Origin of the sequence: Paenibacillus sp. FSL P4-0176 (genome assembly GCF_037975265.1) — a bacterium.
Classification (GTDB): domain Bacteria; phylum Bacillota; class Bacilli; order Paenibacillales; family Paenibacillaceae; genus Paenibacillus; species Paenibacillus amylolyticus.
In genome coordinates this window covers 4,802,407-4,820,319 of sequence record NZ_CP150242.1, presented here as the reverse complement: position 1 = coordinate 4,820,319, position 17,913 = coordinate 4,802,407, and the positions used below count along the sequence as shown (strand labels likewise).

General features: G+C 45.8%; 15 protein-coding genes. 13 read left to right on the top strand and 2 right to left on the bottom strand.

All coding sequences use genetic code 11. The features are described 5' to 3' along the window. Positions 1 to 22 precede the first annotated feature (22 nt). Complete coding sequence (locus tag MKY95_RS22390; protein ID WP_036674958.1) at positions 23 to 337, top strand: hypothetical protein; 315 nt, start codon at positions 23 to 25, stop codon at positions 335 to 337. Positions 338 to 362: 25 nt separating this feature from the next. Here the strand turns inward: MKY95_RS22390 and MKY95_RS22385 are convergent, their stop codons facing one another. After that, on the bottom strand, positions 363 to 1,181 hold the full coding sequence (locus MKY95_RS22385; protein ID WP_017687546.1) for an AraC family transcriptional regulator: 819 nt from the start codon (positions 1,179 to 1,181) through the stop codon (positions 363 to 365). A gap of 190 nt (positions 1,182 to 1,371) precedes the next feature. Between MKY95_RS22385 and MKY95_RS22380 the strand changes: the two genes are divergently transcribed. The 6 genes from MKY95_RS22380 to MKY95_RS22355 all read left to right on the top strand — a co-directional run bounded on the left by MKY95_RS22380 (position 1,372) and on the right by MKY95_RS22355 (position 6,872). After that, on the top strand, positions 1,372 to 2,484 hold the full coding sequence (locus tag MKY95_RS22380) for a Gfo/Idh/MocA family oxidoreductase (protein ID WP_036614448.1): 1,113 nt from the start codon (positions 1,372 to 1,374) through the stop codon (positions 2,482 to 2,484). A gap of 201 nt (positions 2,485 to 2,685) precedes the next feature. Continuing rightward, on the top strand, positions 2,686 to 3,654 hold the full coding sequence (locus MKY95_RS22375; protein WP_017687548.1) for a sugar phosphate isomerase/epimerase: 969 nt from the start codon (positions 2,686 to 2,688) through the stop codon (positions 3,652 to 3,654). 24 nt (positions 3,655 to 3,678) lie between these two features. Next, positions 3,679 to 4,407 carry a ThuA domain-containing protein gene (locus MKY95_RS22370; protein ID WP_076318954.1) on the top strand — a complete coding sequence of 243 codons (729 nt, stop codon included), beginning with the start codon at positions 3,679 to 3,681 and terminating at the stop codon, positions 4,405 to 4,407. 331 nt (positions 4,408 to 4,738) lie between these two features. Continuing rightward, positions 4,739 to 5,035 carry a helix-turn-helix domain-containing protein gene (locus tag MKY95_RS22365; protein WP_074096966.1) on the top strand — a complete coding sequence of 99 codons (297 nt, stop codon included), beginning with the start codon at positions 4,739 to 4,741 and terminating at the stop codon, positions 5,033 to 5,035. Positions 5,036 to 5,229: 194 nt separating this feature from the next. Then, entirely contained in the window at positions 5,230 to 5,961 is a 732-nt protein-coding gene (locus tag MKY95_RS22360; RefSeq protein ID WP_076318955.1) for a hypothetical protein, read from the top strand. 197 nt (positions 5,962 to 6,158) lie between these two features. Continuing rightward, positions 6,159 to 6,872, top strand: coding sequence for a hypothetical protein (locus MKY95_RS22355; protein WP_076318956.1), 714 nt, complete (start codon positions 6,159 to 6,161; stop codon positions 6,870 to 6,872). An 88-nt stretch (positions 6,873 to 6,960) separates the two neighbouring features. Here the strand turns inward: MKY95_RS22355 and MKY95_RS22350 are convergent, their stop codons facing one another. Continuing rightward, positions 6,961 to 7,677, bottom strand: coding sequence for a Crp/Fnr family transcriptional regulator (locus tag MKY95_RS22350; RefSeq protein ID WP_036614443.1), 717 nt, complete (start codon positions 7,675 to 7,677; stop codon positions 6,961 to 6,963). A gap of 430 nt (positions 7,678 to 8,107) precedes the next feature. Here MKY95_RS22350 and adhE point away from each other — a divergent pair, with 430 nt between their 5' ends. The 6 genes from adhE to MKY95_RS22320 all read left to right on the top strand — a co-directional run bounded on the left by adhE (position 8,108) and on the right by MKY95_RS22320 (position 17,890). Beyond that, positions 8,108 to 10,720 (top strand): bifunctional acetaldehyde-CoA/alcohol dehydrogenase, encoded by a 2,613-nt coding sequence (gene adhE / locus MKY95_RS22345; RefSeq protein WP_074095716.1) that lies wholly within the window; start codon positions 8,108 to 8,110, stop codon positions 10,718 to 10,720. 486 nt (positions 10,721 to 11,206) lie between these two features. Continuing rightward, entirely contained in the window at positions 11,207 to 13,465 is a 2,259-nt protein-coding gene (gene pflB, locus MKY95_RS22340) for a formate C-acetyltransferase (protein ID WP_036614438.1), read from the top strand. An 89-nt stretch (positions 13,466 to 13,554) separates the two neighbouring features. Then, positions 13,555 to 14,307 carry a pyruvate formate-lyase-activating protein gene (pflA, locus tag MKY95_RS22335; protein ID WP_036614436.1) on the top strand — a complete coding sequence of 251 codons (753 nt, stop codon included), beginning with the start codon at positions 13,555 to 13,557 and terminating at the stop codon, positions 14,305 to 14,307. A gap of 449 nt (positions 14,308 to 14,756) precedes the next feature. Beyond that, complete coding sequence (locus tag MKY95_RS22330; protein WP_076318957.1) at positions 14,757 to 16,124, top strand: extracellular solute-binding protein; 1,368 nt, start codon at positions 14,757 to 14,759, stop codon at positions 16,122 to 16,124. Positions 16,125 to 16,175: 51 nt separating this feature from the next. Beyond that, a complete protein-coding gene (locus MKY95_RS22325; protein ID WP_339194453.1) occupies positions 16,176 to 17,060 on the top strand; it encodes a sugar ABC transporter permease in 885 nt (294 codons plus the stop codon). Continuing rightward, positions 17,060 to 17,890: a carbohydrate ABC transporter permease gene (locus MKY95_RS22320; protein ID WP_076318959.1), complete on the top strand. Its 831-nt coding sequence runs from the start codon at positions 17,060 to 17,062 to the stop codon at positions 17,888 to 17,890. The genes MKY95_RS22325 and MKY95_RS22320 overlap by 1 nt, the downstream gene beginning before the upstream one ends. The last annotated feature ends 23 nt before the right edge of the window (positions 17,891 to 17,913 follow it).

Sequence of the window (17,913 nt, the reverse complement as noted above, 5' to 3'; positions counted from 1 at the left end):
CACATACGGAGGAATACAAGTCATGGATGAATATGAAAAGGAACGTAATAAACAGATCGAGGAAGCTGTTGTAGAAACCTATAAACAGGAAGAAGAGATGATGATCCTCGTATTTGCCCAGTGGTGTGTCAATAATGGTTTGGATCCGGAAGAGATGTACCGGCAAGCCTACCCGGATCAGCAGAGCAACGAGCGTTTGCAGCAGGTGCAGAAGCTGATTGTATCCAAGGAGGAAGCCGGTGAAATCCCGGATGATACGGTACTTGGCGTGTTGTCCATGTTTGGCAATGAAGATCTGGCGATGGTTGTATCCGAGGCCATAGCCGCGCGCAAATAAGTTCAACTTACGTATACTGGTATGATTACATCTGTTCCCGGTGAATGACACGGAATTCCTTCGGAGACATGCCGAACCGGGAACGGAATACCCGATGAAAATAGGTATAGTTGTTAAAGCCGGAAGACTCAGACACTTGCTCCAGGGTCATTGGACTGAAAATAATTCGTTCCCTGGCCATATTCAGCCGTACGTCAAGCGTGTATTGCATGATGCTTTTGCCAAACGCTTCTTTGAAGAGATGTACACCCCGTGAGACACTAATGCCAATATGTGTTGCCACATCATCGAGCTTGAATAAAGAGGAAGCGTTTTCTTCAATGTAGTTTTTGATCTCATAAGCCACATAATTGGTGTTGGTTATCGTTGGATGCTCCGCGAGCAGACGATCCACTTCCAGACATAAAATTCGCATATAATAACTTGAAATTTCCGGATAAGGATTGGAGATGCGGCGCTGTTCCAGTACGAGCTGTCGAAACAGGACCAAAAGACTTTCCGTCAGTTCGACTTTGATCCGGGTCGGCCGTTTGTGCCGTTTCCACCACTCATCCACCCAGGAACCATTAAAGAAGATGTGATAGTCACCACTCTCCACCAGTCGTTCTCCCATCGGATTGGTTTCATTGTCTATTCTCAGCTCATAGGGTTCGTCAGGATCAAAAAGAAGCAGATCGCCCGCATCCACCAGGGACATGTCCCCGTCTATGCGTGCACGGCAACGTCCGTCTGTTTGCAGTCTTAACAGGTAGTTCTTCACCCCTTCAGGCTGCACCATAGCGTAGGGTTTACGATGAAATGAAAAGCCTGCTGTAAGAACTTGGCAGGATTGATCTGTCGGCATGGGCATACTCCTTGCAATTTGAAAATTATGACCAGATAGTTCATGTTTCAATCATATTATTCATTTTAATTGAAGCTGAAACGGAATACCATAGTATTAGATTTAAGGAACAGGAAACATCCAACAAAACATATGTATCTCAACCATTCAAACGCAGATTTTCACCATGCGTAAGGAGATGAACGTCACAGTGGAGAAAATGAAAGCAGGCATCATCGGGTGTGGTAACATCAGCGCCATCTACTTGGAAAATCTCAAAAACAACCCGGTCATTGAAGTCGTGGCTGTTGCGGATTTGATTCGTGAACGCGCTCAGGAACGGGCAGATGAATTTAATATCGCAAACGTTTACAATGTAGATGAGTTGCTGCAAAATAACGAAATTGAACTTGTGTTGAACCTTACGGTTCCTGGCAGTCATGCCATGACCGATCTGGCTGCACTCGAAGCAGGCAAACATGTGTATGCCGAGAAGCCGCTGGCAATTTCTCTTGAGGATGGTCGCAAAGTTGTTGAGTTGGCTGAGGAAAAGGGATTGTATGTTGGTTCTGCACCGGATACCTTCCTTGGTTCAGGCATACAGACAGCTCGTAAAGCCATTGAGGATGGGCTGATTGGTAAGCCGGTTGCAGCGACTTCATTCTTCATGGGTGGAGGACCAGAGGCTTGGCATCCTAATCCGGAGTTCTTTTATGTCGCAGGTGGCGGACCGATGTTTGATATGGGACCTTACTACCTGACTGCTCTGATTACGCTGCTTGGACCGATACGCAGAATCAGCGCCTCGGCAGGCATACAGATTGCAGATCGCAAGATTGGCTCTGGGCCAAAGGAAGGCACAGCGCTTCAAGTAGAGACGCCTACTCACTTGGCAGGAACCATTGATTTTGCAGAAGGTGCCATTGCAACCATGATTACCAGTTTCGATATTCGCGGAGCTTCGGATCTGCCACGTATTGAAATCTATGGTACAGAAGGTACGCTTAGTGTACCGGACCCCAATTATTTCAACGGGGAAGTGAAGGTTCGCAGATACGGTCAAGACACTTGGGAGACAGTCAAACCAGTCTTCGAAAGTGGACAAAACGAACGAGGCATCGGCGTAACGGAAATGGTTGAATCCATTCGTGCCGGAAGGGAACACAAAGCCAGTGGCAAGCTAGCTTATCACGTTCTGGAAGCCATGCATTCATTCCAGCGTTCTTCACTTGAAGGCAAGCACATACATCTGGAGAGCAGCTATGATTCTTTTGCAGTAACTCGCACAGTTCAAACTGAGATTGAAACCGTGGAATCCCACTAGTCTGAGTAATAAGTGTTCGAAGCTTGATGCTCTTACGAGTGAAGCAGAATAACCAGTATTCTTACGTTCAATTTCAGGATAGAAACACTCTCGATTTTCCACACTAATCAAACAGGCATGTGATCTGAACGGTAATTGTATACAGTTCAATATTCATGAATTCAGCAATCATACGATATCTAATCCAGGGAGGAATCGCACTTGAAACTCGGCGTATTTTTGGTACTATTCGGAGGACGTAAATTGGAGGATGCTCTTGATTATGTAGCATCCAAGGGATTAAAAGCAGTAGAGATCGGAACAGGCGGACATCCAGGCAATGCACATTGTAAGCCAGATGAGTTGTTAAGCAATCCTACAGCCTTGAAAAACTTCAAAAATGCAGTGGAATCACGTGGTTTGACGATCAGTGCACTTAGCTGTCACGGTAACCCGCTACATCCGCAAAAGGATATTGCCAAAGGATTTCACGATGATTTTGTTAAATCGGTAGAACTGGCTGAGAAGCTGGAAGTACCTGTAGTGAATACATTCTCCGGTTGTCCGGGAGACCATGAGGATGCCAAATATCCGAACTGGCCTGTTGCACCATGGCCAAATGACTTCCAGGAGATCCTGAAGTGGCAGTGGGAGAACAAAGTGATCCCTTACTGGACAGAGTGGGGTAAATTTGCAGCAGATCGTAACGTAAAAGTTGGATTGGAGCTGCACGGTGGATTCTCCGTTCATACACCAGCAACCTTGCTGAGACTGCGTGAAGCAGCAGGTGAAGTGATCGGAGCCAATCTGGACCCAAGTCACATGTGGTGGCAAGGTATTGATCCGGTTCAGGCAATTCACATCTTGGGACGTGAAGGAGCTATCCATCACTTCCATGCAAAAGATACAACGATTGATCCGGTAAACGTGAACAAACACGGTGTAACGGATATGCAGGACTATACCAATATGCTGGATCGGGCTTGGCAGTTCCGCTCGGTCGGTTATGGACATGATAACAAGACTTGGGCAGATATTATGAGTGCCTTGCGTCTAGTCGGATATGATTATGTAGTAAGTATTGAGCACGAAGACGGTCTGATGTCGGTTGAAGAAGGATTCTCTAAAGCCGTGCAAAATCTCCAGCAAGTATTGATCGAAGAACCGCTGGGCGACATGTGGTGGGTTTAGAGCTACACTAGGGGGAAATTGAATATGATCAACGTCACCATTTGGAATGAATTTGTCCATGAGAAAATTCACGATGAAGTAAGGGAAGTCTACCCGGATGGTCTGCATCGAGCACTGGCTGACGGACTTGGCGGCGAAGGCTTTGCTATTCGTACAGCTACACTTGATCAGCCTGAACATGGATTAAGTGATGAAGTGCTGAATTCCACAGATGTGCTCATATGGTGGGGACATATGGCACATGATCGCGTAAGCGATGAGATCTCACAGAAGGTTGCGCAGCGAGTGCTGAACGGGATGGGAATGATTGTGCTCCATTCAGGTCATTTCTCCAAACCATTCAAAGCGCTGATGGGAACAAGTTGCGATCTGAAGTGGCGTGTAGCTGACGAGCAGGAAATTGTATGGTGTGTTAACCTATCTCATCCGATTGCGGATGGCATCGAAGGCAAGATTGTATTGGAAAAAGAAGAGATGTACGGTGAATTCTTCGATATTCCAGTACCGGATGAACTGGTGTTTGTGAGCAACTTCCAGGGTGGGGAAGTATTCCGGAGCGGATGTACGTTCCGGCGTGGTGAAGGTAAAATCTTTTATTTCCGACCAGGTCATGAGACGTATCCGACCTATTACAAACCGGAAATATTAAGAGTGATCAGCAATGCTGTGAAATGGGCATATCCTGCCCGCAGCTTTAAGCCGGAATTTGGCAAGAGCGAACCTGTAAGACCATTTGGTGGCGTGCTGGTCTAATTCACTAACTCAATCGTGTAATGGAAATTATAAGTTTTATTCAAAAAGAACCCTTCTCCGAGTCATTGATGACTGTGGCAGCTGGGTTCTTTTTGGGTAAGATAGTACTATGGGGAAGTTATACGATATTTCCCATGGTGACGACGTAGCGTGTAATGTATACTGGGATGTATGATCCATTTTGGATGATATGCTTCTAAAATTTAAACTTTTTAGTTGCAGGCGTTTTCTTTGAAGCTTAAATATGTTATTATGAAATATACTAACAAAATGTAAGTTGATTTGAGTGATCTCTAAAGAGGTGATTAATGTGGAAGGTCAAGACTTGCGGATGTGTCCGCGTTTTGAGACGGCGTTTTCTTTTTTGGGCAAGCGCTGGAATGGTTTAATTATTCAAACATTGATGAGTGGTTCGAAGCGATTCAAGGATATCTCCAATCTGATTCCATCCATGAGTGATAAGATGTTATCCGAACGGATGAAAGATCTGGAGAGTGAAGGTATTCTGGTTCGTCACGTCTATCCCGAGACGCCAGTTCGTATTGAATATGAACTGACGGATAAAGGTAGAGCGCTCCAGCCTGTTATGAATCAAATTCAAGACTGGGCTGAGCAGTGGGTTGACTAACGCATAAGCAATATCACCCACTTTTGTTGCATGAATGACATAGACTCCTGATTTCTGTGGAAATCAGGGGTTTTTGTCTTAAGTACTATGTTGATCGGCGTTTTTCTCTTGGGCTATGCACATGTTGTCATGAGTTGTAGTATAATCTATAGAAAATGGCCACAGACGGCCGGAGCGAAGGAGGCCCACTTGTCATGAGAGAAGAAAGCTTATCCCGTGAAGTACGCTACGGCAAAAAAGATATTGCAGAACTTGAGAGCGCATCCATTCAGGTCCATCTAATTTACAAAAAAGCTGCAGAGTTGTTTAAGCGCACAGCATATTCCCGTTCGGTTAAGGATGATCTTGCCGAAGTGAATACGCATTCTGTGAACAGCGATGGTCCGAGATTAGCTCCGGCGGTGCTGCAAAAATGGATTCAAACGTCCAGGGGCTGGAAGTGTATCGGATGTGAGCTGGGACAACCTGATTCAACGATGTCTCAGATGGAAGAAACTATCCGTGGTAAGCAATTGGCTTTAGATGTGGGAGAAGGTCGGTTGGTTCAGGCAGAAATGCTGATTCAGGCGGTTGTCTGGTCTCAATATGAGAAGATTCGAATGTTTGCACCATGGCTTGGTGATGAACCCTTTTATAGCGTGCAGGAGCTGGATGTCATTGCCCGTTACATTGTGCCTACCTATTTCTCGGAACGCCCTTTGCATGAGCAAGGGAAGGTATTTAAGGTCCATCAACAATATGGGCAGATTCCGTTGTATCAGGAGTATGTAGACGCACCTTCATGCTGCGTACAGGTGGATGGTGGATTACTTGAAGGGCGATTGCTGACAGGGGTCTATGTGTCTGAGGAGCAGTTCTTCGGGCTTAATCCATATCTGAAAGATGGAGATGGAGGACGGACATACATGCAGGCTAGTGTCCAATGATAACGTAACCAATGAGAACATAAAAATGATATAGATTGGAGAGCCTGTGTGCAGGCTCTCTTTCTTGTACAAGCCTTATTTGGAGGCGGTACCCTATAAAAGTAACGGCTTTGACACTTTTTTTTGCCGAAGGTTGTGCCATAATAGAGGTTATGGACAACAGGGTGAATGATTTTACGCAGGGTGGTGTTACCTACATGATGAAGAAAATCCCCGGTTACATAGGTGTATGTTTGCTCCTACTGGCGATCTTGGCTGGTTGTAGTGAGACACAGCCTTCTGAGCAGCCAATTGTCAAGGAGACAGAAACAGCGAATACGATCACAGTGGCTGTAGATGGCAGTACGTTTTTGCCTGATGCAACAAAGTCCATTAAGCGAGATTTTAGTGAGGGTTTGACACTCAAAAAAGCATTACTCAATAGCGGACTGGTAGATTTTACGGCAGATGGCAAACGGATTCAATCCGTCGGAGAAGTTTCTCTGGATTCTTCGCTGAGCTGGGCTGTCAAATTAAATGGCAAGGATATTGAGCAGCAAGATTGGGACATGGAGCTTCATGCCAAAGATGAAGTGATCATTTACGTGAAAGCCGCTGACAGTGGGGGGGATGGCGTTGCATATCAGACAACGTTACTCAAGGTTAGCGGTGGAAACATTATGCCAACCCTTAATCGTCAATATGCCGGCGTCTACGTTCAAGAGTGCACAGTTCGCGATGTGTTGAAGTCCAGCGGCATTGTAAGAATGTCGGAGAATAACAAATTTGTCGTTTCGGTCGAGAATGTCACGCCTCGTATGAATGAGCGGTGGGTCATTATGGTGAATGACAAAGAATTAATGGAAAATGGTCTGGACATGAAATTGAATCCACGTGATGCGGTTAAGCTTGAATTAACCAATGCATCCTAAGTATACCAAGAAGCCCAATCTCTTTTTAGAGAACTGGGCTTTTTTTCATTGAAATATATAAGCAAGATCCGATCAGCATAGTCAAGTATTAAATACGACAGATCTCGTTCGGGCAAAGCTCACAGTGACAGATTCCTTGTAGCATCTTCAGATCTTTGATGACAATCATGCCATTGTCATATTCAATCCCGTCTTTCTTACGCAGGTCGCTTAACATGCGGTTTACACTTTCACGAGTGGCTCCAATCATATTGGACAGGTCCGTGTGAGTAATTTTTTTGTGAATAATGACATGCTCTCCATGAGGCTCACCATACGAATTCGACAACCGAATGAGGGTGGAGCAGAGTGCACCCGGTTTGCCGTATAACATGAGATCCCGGAATTTGGTCTGTGTCAACCGGTGGTGGATGCCCATCCATTTCATGAAGTCGATCGCAAAGTCACAATGCTGGCAGATTAACATCTCCAGGTCTTTATGCTCCAGTACACCGATCTCACTATCCTCTAATACTTCCGCAGAGAAGCTGTGTTTAGAGCCAAAGAAGGGATCAGCCTGCCCAATCATATCACCGGATTGATACATGTACATGATCAGTTCCTTGCCTTCATCCGTGGATTTGGTGATCTGGGCACGGCCCCGTTTCATATAATAAAGTTTGTCAGAGATGTCGCCTTCCCAGTACAGATGTGTACCTTCCGGATAGGTTCTATCTTTCATGGTAACCAGCAGATGGTTGAAATTTGCTTCCGAGAAACAGTTAGTATTACCGCGCTTTTCCAGTACAGTTGTTAGTTCTCTCATAAGTCTATCTCCCCTTTATGTCCATCGGACGACCTTCTGTAGTAAGCAGTAGCCTCCGAGGTTCGCCGCAAACCGTTGCCGTCCTGATCAGGGTCATCTCGGCCGGGAGGAAGGACGGTACAAATTGCGGTGGTTCAATTTTTAAGTTCAGTATATACCTAATCTTACCGTTTGAGGGGGAAGGAAAGGGGGCAAAAATGACGAAATTTCAAACATTGTGATAAAATTCACTTTTAATGGAGAGGATGAATTTTACAGCCCTATATTTTAAATAAGAAGTAAAAATGGTCGTGTGAAGGACACTACAAAACTTAAATTAAATTTGTTATACTTTGTGAAAAAAATCACATAATTAAGTTTATTGTCATGTTACGATGTGAATGTAAACGAGAGAGACAAACTAATACGAACCTTTAGGAGGATGAGGGAGATGGCTGTAAAGAACGAAGTCGCCCCAGCAAAAGAACCGACAGCAGGTCAGTATATTCAAACGTTAATCGACAAAGCGAATAAAGCACACGCCGCATTCATGAAGATGGACCAGAAGCAGATTGACCGGATTGTGCAAGCAATGGCGCTTGCGGGTCTGGATAAACACATGATGCTCGCCAAGATGGCCGTAGAAGAAACTGGCCGCGGAGTATATGAGGATAAAATCACCAAAAATATATTTGCAACAGAATATGTGTACCACAGTATCAAGTACGATAAAACCGTAGGTGTGATTGAAGATAACGAGTATGAAAGCTTCCAAAAAATTGCGGAGCCGGTCGGCATCATCATGGGTATTACACCAGTTACCAACCCAACATCAACGACGATGTTTAAAGCATTGATTTCCATCAAGACGCGTAACCCGATCATCTTTGGTTTTCACCCATCTGCACAGAATTGTAGCCGGGAAGCTGCCAAAATCCTGCTGGAAGCGGCTGTGAAACATGGTGCACCAGCAGATTGTATTCAGTGGATTGATGATCCTTCCATGGATCGTACAAACGAACTGATGAATCACAATGATGTGGCTCTCATTCTGGCAACAGGCGGATCAGGCATGGTACGTGCAGCGTACAGCTGTGGTAAACCTGCACTGGGCGTAGGACCTGGTAACGTACCTTGCTTTATCGAGAAAAGCGCAGATATCAATCAGGCAGTGACGGATTTGATCCTGTCCAAATCTTTCGATAACGGCATGATCTGTGCTTCTGAACAAGCGGTCATCATTGAAGAACCGATCTTTGATCAAGTGAAGAAAAAAATGATCGCAAATGGCTGTTACTTTGTTAACAAAGATGAAGCAGCAAAATTGACAGCAGGTGCGATTAATGCCGAGAAATGTGCGGTGAACCCGGCGATTGTTGGTCAATCTGCGGTGAGCATTGCCAAATTGTGCGGTATTGAAGTTCCAGCAGGCACCAAAATTCTCGTGGCCGAAATTGAAGGGGTAGGTACCAAATTCCCATTGTCGGCTGAGAAATTAAGCCCGGTACTGGCTTGTTACAAAGTTAAAACGGCAGCAGAGGGCATTGAACGTGCAGCAGAAGTGGTTGCATTTGGCGGCATGGGTCACTCCTCGGTTATCCACTCCACAAATGAAGAAGTGATTGGCAAGTTCGCAGATCGTCTGCAAACCGGACGGATTATTGTGAACTCACCATCCACACACGGTGCCATCGGGGATATCTACAACACAAACATGCCTTCATTGACACTGGGATGCGGATCATACGGACGTAACTCGACTTCTTCCAACGTAACCGCTGTGAACTTAATCAATGTGAAAAGGGTGGCTCGCCGTACCGTGAATATGCAATGGTTCAAAGTGCCGAACAAAGTCTACTTCGAAAAAGGGGCAACGCAGTATCTTGCCAAAATGCCTGACATCACACGTGTGGCCATTATTACGGATGCCATGATGGTGAAGCTTGGATATGTTGAAAAGGTAGAACACTATCTGCGTCAACGCCAAATGCCGGTAGCAATCGAAGTGTTCTCCGATGTTGAGCCAGATCCATCCACAACAACGGTAGATCGCGGAACCGAAATGATGCGCCGCTTCCAACCAGACTGCATTATCGCACTCGGCGGTGGATCACCGATGGATGCTGCCAAAGCCATGTGGTTGTTCTATGAATATCCGGACACGGACTTCAACGATCTGAAACAAAAATTCATGGATATCCGCAAACGGATCTACAAATATCCACGTCTCGGCGTAAAAGCGAAATTTGTAGCAATCCCAACAACATCCGGTACAGGTTCTGAAGTGACATCGTTCGCGGTTATCACAGATAAAAATCAAGGTAACACCAAATATCCATTGGCCGACTATGAGCTGACTCCAGACGTAGCGATTGTCGATCCGGAGTTTGTATACTCCCTGCCTAGAACAGCGGTTGCCGATACAGGTATGGACGTACTGACGCATGCGATTGAAGCTTATGTATCTGTTATGGCAAATGATTACACGGATGGACTTGCGATCAAAGCAATCCAACTGGTGTTCCAATACCTGGAGCAATCTGCGCTGCAAGGCGATAAACTGGCACGTGAGAAAATGCATAATGCTTCCACAATTGCAGGTATGGCGTTTGCCAACGCATTCCTGGGCATTAACCACAGCTTGGCGCACAAATGGGGCGGTCAGTATCACACCGCACACGGACGCACCAATGCGATTCTTATGCCACACGTCATTCGTTACAACGCGAAAAAACCGACCAAATTTGCATCGTTCCCGAAATATTCGCACTTTGTAGCGGATGAGCGGTATGCCGAAATTGCCCGCATCTTGGGATTGCCTGCTCGTACAACAGAAGAAGGCGTAACCAGTCTCATCAATGCGATTCGCAAACTGAACAAAACATTGGGTATTGAAGAATCGTTCCAAGAGATCGGATTCGATGCCAAAGACTTTGAAGCACATGTCGATTATCTGGCAGACCGTGCCTTCGAAGACCAATGTACAACCGCCAATCCGAAGTTGCCACTGGTAACTGAACTGGCTGATGTATACCGCAACGCTTTCTACGGAAAGTTTGAATAATAAATTTAGAACAAAGCGTGCTTTACGGCAAGAAGATCAGGGTTCCCCGAGAGGGGAGCCCCGATTGCCGTCTTTAACATAATAACGGAGTGGGCAGAAAAAACTGAAGAAGCGGAGCGTTCGCCTTTATCCCCGGATTTTCCCCTTTGAAATATAAAATTGAAAAAATCCGGGGATAACAGCGATCGGAAGTTGTTCTGCCCGCGCAGTGGCTAAGTGTGAATTTACAGGGGTCAATGGGACACAGCGCAGGTGGAGTGAGTTAGTTCACTGGCTTTGTGACAAAAATCACAGATGATGAAAGCCCCAAGTCGTATACTGAAAATGTAAGAAAAACATTCATCCCGCGGTTCCGGTTCCCAAGTAGAGAGAACATGTTCCGGTTTATGTGAAACAATTCACATTAATCGCGGCTCTGGGCACACAATGCTACGAATGAAGCAAGATGTTATGTGTCCAGAAATCCAAATTAGTGGAGGGATTACGATGTCGGTGATTGAAAAAGATGTCAAACAACAAACAGGCTGGAGAAACTTTACCAAAGGAACATGGACCAAATCCGTAGATGTGAATGATTTTCTGGCACACAACTTGTCTCCGTATTACGGTGACGAAGCATTTCTCGCAGGTGCAACCCAGAATACCAAAGAATTGTGGGAGATCGTATCTGATCTGACCAAAAAAGAACGGGATAACGGCGGTGTCCTTGACGTTGACGTGAACACACCAGGTACTATTATTTCTCACCAACCCGGTTATCTGGATCAATCCAAAGAGCAGATTGTCGGCGTTCAGACCGATGCTCCGTTCAAACGTTCCATTCAACCAACAGGCGGAATTCGCATGATGATTGACGCATGTGAGGCATATGGCTTTGAAATGCCACAGGGCGTCATTGATATATTTACAAACATTCGCAAAACACATAACCAAGGTGTATTCGATGCTTATACTTCCGACATGCGTGCAGCGCGTAAAGCAGGAATTATTACAGGTCTGCCAGATGCTTACGGCCGTGGCCGGATCATCGGTGACTATCGTCGTGTAGCTTTGTACGGGGTAGACTTCCTGATTCGTAACAAAAAAGGCGAACTGAATGCACTCGAAGTTGATGTTATTGATGAAGATGTCATTCGTCTGCGGGAAGAATTGTCTGAACAGATTCGTGCATTGCAAGAATTGAAACAATTGGGCGATATGCACGGGTTCGATATTTCCTTGCCAGCGACAACAGCAAAAGAAGCATTCCAATGGTTGTACTTCGGTTATCTGGCTGCGATCAAAGAACAGAACGGTGCTGCGATGTCACTCGGACGTGTATCTTCTTTCCTGGATATCTACATTGAACGTGACCTGCAAGAAGGGATTTTGTCCGAAGAACAGGCTCAGGAATTGGTTGACCATTTCGTAATGAAACTGCGGATCGTCAAATTCCTGCGTACACCGGATTACAACGAACTGTTCAGTGGAGATCCAACATGGGTGACTGAGTCCATCGGTGGTATGTCCGTGAATGGTGAAACACGTGTAACCAAAAACAGCTTCCGTTTCCTGCATACACTGCACAACCTGGGTCCTGCACCAGAACCAAACTTGACTGTTCTCTGGTCAACGAAACTTCCAGAAGCTTTCAAAGATTATTGCAGTAAAGTATCCATCGAAACCAGCTCAATCCAGTATGAAAATGATGATCTGATGCGTCCGATCTACGGTGACGATTACGGTATTGCTTGCTGTGTGTCGGCGATGAAGATCGGGAAACAAATGCAATTCTTCGGCGCTCGTGCCAATCTGGCAAAAGCTCTCCTGTATGCGATCAACGGTGGTCGTGACGAGAAATCCGGAGCACAAGTTGGACCTGAGTATCCTGCCATTACTAGCGAAGTGCTGGATTACAATGAGGTTATGAAACGCTTCAAACCAATGATGGAGTGGCTGGCTAAGCTGTATATGAACACCCTCAACGTCATTCACTACATGCACGATAAATACAGCTATGAGCGTATCGAAATGGCATTACATGACCGTGACATTGTACGTACGATGGCTTGCGGTATCGCTGGTCTGTCGGTTACAGCAGATTCACTGAGTGCGATCAAATATGCCAAAGTAAAACCAATTCGGAACGAACAAGGCATCGCTGTTGATTTCGAAATCGAAGGAGACTTCCCTTGTTACGGTAACAATGAAGACAGCGTAGACAGCATTGCTGTTGAACTGGTCGAGAACTTCATGGGCATGATTCGCAAGCACAAAGCTTACCGTAACGCAGTTCCAACACAATCCGTTCTGACGATCACTTCCAACGTGGTATATGGTAAGAAAACAGGGACTACACCGGATGGTCGTAAAGCAGGTGAACCATTTGCTCCAGGTGCAAACCCAATGCATGGTCGTGACAAAAAAGGTGCACTGGCATCCCTTGGCTCGGTAGCCAAATTGCCTTATGAACACAGTCTTGACGGGATTTCCAATACCTTCTCCATCGTGCCAAAAGCATTGGGTAAAGAGGAGACTACACGTAAATCCAATCTGACTGCGATGATGGATGGTTACTTCGGTCAAAACGCTCATCACCTGAACGTTAACGTATTTGATCGTCAGCAATTGATTGATGCGATGGATCACCCGGAAAACTATCCACAACTGACTATACGGGTATCCGGATATGCCGTTAACTTCATTAAATTGACTCGTGAACAACAGTTGGATGTCATCAACCGTACGTTCCATGGCTCGATGTAAGTAATTTGCTAGTAGAAGACCGCTAGAGCAAGGTATTCCAAATCATATTAAACGCACAGCGGATGCGGATACAGAAAGGAAGAGGCAGCATGGTTAACGGACATATTCATTCACTCGAAACTTTCGGGACGGTTGACGGCCCAGGCATCCGCTTTGTGCTTTTTATGCAAGGATGTCTACTCAAATGTCAATATTGCCACAACCCTGATACTTGGGCGCTGGATGGCGGAAAAGAAATGACGCTTGAGGAGGTACTGGCTGAAATTGAGCCTTACCTGTCTTACTACCGCAGCTCCGGAGGCGGGCTCACGATATCTGGCGGAGAACCAACGTTACAGGCTCACTTTGTAGCCGAGATCTTCAAGGAAGTGAAGCGGCGCTGGGGATTGCATACGACACTGGATAGCAACGGGTTTAACGAACCGGAACGGATTCACGATCTGTTGGATCACACAGACCTGGTTCTGCTGGACCTCAAACATATTGATGATGAGAAACATATCAAGTTGACAGGCAAATCCAACGAGAGAACGTTGAAAACGGCCAAGTGGTTATCGGAGCAAGGTCGGAAAATGTGGATTCGGCACGTGTATGTGCCTGGCATTCATAACGAGGAAGAGGATCTGCTTAACCTCGGACGGTTTATTGGAACATTAAATGGCGTCGAGAAGTTCGAAATTCTTCCATACCATCAGATGGGGATCTACAAATGGGAGGCGCTCGGTAAAGTATATCCACTGGATGGAGTTCCTTCACCAAGTGAAGAAGAAGTGGAGCGGGCGTATCGCCTGATCGAACAAGGTCGCCAGGAAACGGCTGGCATGGCTTGTTCAGGTAAGTAACTACCGTTATATATAGGATCTATATAATTTGAACTAATTTTTTACACGAGAACGAAGAGGACAGAAATAAGCTGAAGAAGCGGAGCGTTCGCCTAAAAGCTTCCGCAAGAAAGCTACATCGGAAGCATATGCTATCCCCAGATTCTCACCTTTGTAAAAGTGAATTGAAAATAATCTGGGGATAACAGCGATCGGAAGGTTGTTCTGTCATCGGAGTGGCAAGTGTAATTATTGTTAAGTTCAACTTATATTTTAACCCAAGCAGTCCTTGCGAACATGTTTCGCAGGGGCTGTTTTTTTGCTGTTATCCATTGTAAATGCAAGATTATGGGTCCAGTGAAGGATTTTATCCCTCCATTGATGAATTGTCATCCTTACGATGTAAGCTCCGGCTTTTTATAATCAGAGTGTAAAGCCAAACGCTCAATATCTTGAGGAGGGTCAACCAGATGAAAAAAAGAATGACATTACTGCTTTCATTATTGCTTATCACTTCATGGACTTTGGCGGGATGTGCAAGCTCAAGTAACGAGCCACAGCAAGGCGCAGGCAATACACCTGTGGAGGAAACAAGTAAGGAACCGGTTGAAATGCTTCTCCGCCACACACAGGTGGGAGCCGACAAACAGAAAAGACTGGCCATTCTGCAGGATGTTGTGGACAAAGTTGAGGGAGAGATACTCAATCTGACCTTTACGCTGGATGGCGTCGAATCCGATGTGAATCGTAAGGAAAAGCTTCGCGGAGAGATGGCGGCAGGTAACCCGCCGGATATATTTGAACTGTTCGGTAGCCCGGATTCCAAAGTTTATGCCAAGGAAAGTATGTTGCTTGATCTGACCCCAATCCTGCAAGAGCTGGGCATTCAAGACCAGTTTACATCCCTTGAACCGTTTACGTATGAAGGCAAAGTATATGGACTGCCGATTGGCGGTTCGGGCGAAGGTTTTTTCTATAATAAAGAGTACTTCGAACAAAAAGGATGGAAAGCCCCAACTACCATGGCTGAACTGGACAATATACTGGCTGAGATCAAGGCTGATGGCAAAGTGCCGCTTGCTTCCGCATCTAAGGCGGGCTGGGTGCCGCTTATGTTAACCAACCATCTGTGGTCCCGGTATGCCGGGCCGGAGATTACTGCAAAGTTTGCAACAGGTGAAGCGAAGTGGACCGATCCGGGTGTTGTGCAAGGTTTTGCCAAACATAAGGAATGGGTGGATAAGGGTTATTTCAAAAAAGGTGAGCTGGGCTTTGAGTATGCCGAATATACCACGCAATTTACAAGTGGAGAAGTGGTATTAATGTATGACGGAACATGGAAATCATCTGTATTTAAGGAAGGTCAGAGCGGTGAATCGCTCATTGGCAAGGTTGGATTCTTCAATATGCCTCCGGTAGAGAACGGAGCAGGTGATCAGACGTCTTTGATGCGAGATGTGAACAATGGATACGGATTCTCGGCAGCAGTGGCGGATGACCCGCAGAAGCTGGACGCAGTGAAAGCTTTTATCAAAAATTTCTACAATGAAGATATGCAGATCCGCGGCCTTGTGGAAGACGGTGTGTTGCCTGCCATGAAGCTGGACGAGAAAGTGCTGACCGATAGCATTACCGATGATCTGATGAAAGAAATTGTGGCTGTGCTTAATGCGTCCAAGACGTCGTTCCCGGCATTTGATGCACTTGTTCAGGCCGATGTGACGACAGAGATCAGCAATCTGCAGATTCAGAAGTTGATTGGTGGGCAGACCACCCCAGAGAAAATGGCAGAAGAGTTGCAAAAGGTGCAAGAGGAAGCAAACGCCTCAGTGGAATAAACCAATTCAAGTCGAAACTGCGATCGTTGAAGTGACTGAAGGAGGCTGACCATGAATACTTCACTCCGCAGCCCGTTAATCTATACGTTGTTTGTAATGCCAGCCCTAATTCTGTTTGTAATGTTCTTTCTATACCCTATTGCTAGCTCCCTGTATTACAGTCTGACGAGTTGGAATGGGGTATCGGCTGAGCCACGTTTTGTGGGTTTATCCAATTATGTGAAGGCACTGACCGATGAACGTTTTTGGATTTCCACACGGAATAACGGCTTTTTCATCGGATTTTCGGTACTGATTCAGGTACCCCTAATCGTCCTGTTTTCGCTTCTGATTGCCAATGTGAAAAGGCTGAAAGGTCTGTATAAAACCGCTGTTTTTTTACCATCCATCATGTCGACAGCCGTTATCGGTATTTTATGGGGATTCATCTATGAACCGAATATCGGGCTATTAAACAAAATGCTTCATGTGCTTGGAATCGATCCAATCTACTGGTTATCGGATAACCGATTTGCCATGTTGTCGATCTTGGTGACCAATGCCTGGCAGTGGACGGGATTTTACATTGTCATGGTGTTGGCGGCCATACTGGCGATTCCCCGTGATCTGGATGAAGCGGCTGCAATTGATGGGGCAACGGCAGTACAACGTGCAATTCGAATTACGTTGCCGCTGATCCGGCCGATCATTTCAGTGGTGATCATGTTGTCCATTGCAGGTGCCATGAAAGCAGCCGACATCGTGATTGTCATGACCAAAGGTGGGCCCGCTGGGTCCACCGAGGTTCTGGCGACATATATGATCAAATATGCAATTACTAACTTCAAATATGGTTATGGCAATACCATTGCAGTGCTGATCTTTGCTCTGACGCTTGTGCTCACTGCGGTGTATCAACTGCTGGTGGCGAGGCGGGGCGAGAAGGTGGAATATTGATGGCGAAAAGCATAAGAAGCAGTATACCTCATGTGTTGTTAATGTTGTATTTAATCGCGATTTTGTTTCCCTTTTTATTTGTAATTTTCTCTTCCTTCAAGCAGGATAACAATGAAATCGCCCTGAATCCATTCGGTTTGCCTACAACATGGGAGTTTAACAATTACGTGGAGGCCTGGGTGAATGCCAAGATTGGCACGTATTTCTGGAACAGCCTGTACATTTCGATTTTATCGTCGGCGTGTACGATTGTGCTCGGTGCCATGTTTGCTTTTGCCGTAACCCGGATGAGACACCGGAGATGGAGCCTGTTTCTGTACAGTTTAATTCTGGCGGGCATGCTTATTCCCAACAATGCACTTATGCTTCCGATTTATCTGCTTGTTCGCAAAATGGGCATATTGGATACACATCTGGCATTGATCGTGCCCTATGTGGCCAATGCGATCCCCTTTACAATTATTATCCTGGCGGCTTTTATGCGTTCTCTGCCTGGGGAAATTGAGGAAGCGGCGGTCATGGACGGCTTGAGGGCCCCGGGTATCTTTGCTAAAATAGTGATACCTCTTACAGTTCCAGCCATTGTTACGGTTTTTATCGTTAATTTCCTCGGCAACTGGAACGAATTTTTACTCGCCAACTATTTTTTATCCACCGATAAATTGCGTACGCTGCCAGTGGGCATGGTCCAGTTTCGGGATCAATATCAGATGAACTATGCTCAGATGTCGGCAGGTATTGTATACAGCGTTGTACCTGTACTTGTGATCTACGCTATACTCCAGGAGAAAATTATAGAAGGAGTAACTGCAGGTGGTGTCAAAGGTTAATACCATGAACCAGTGAATAGGGA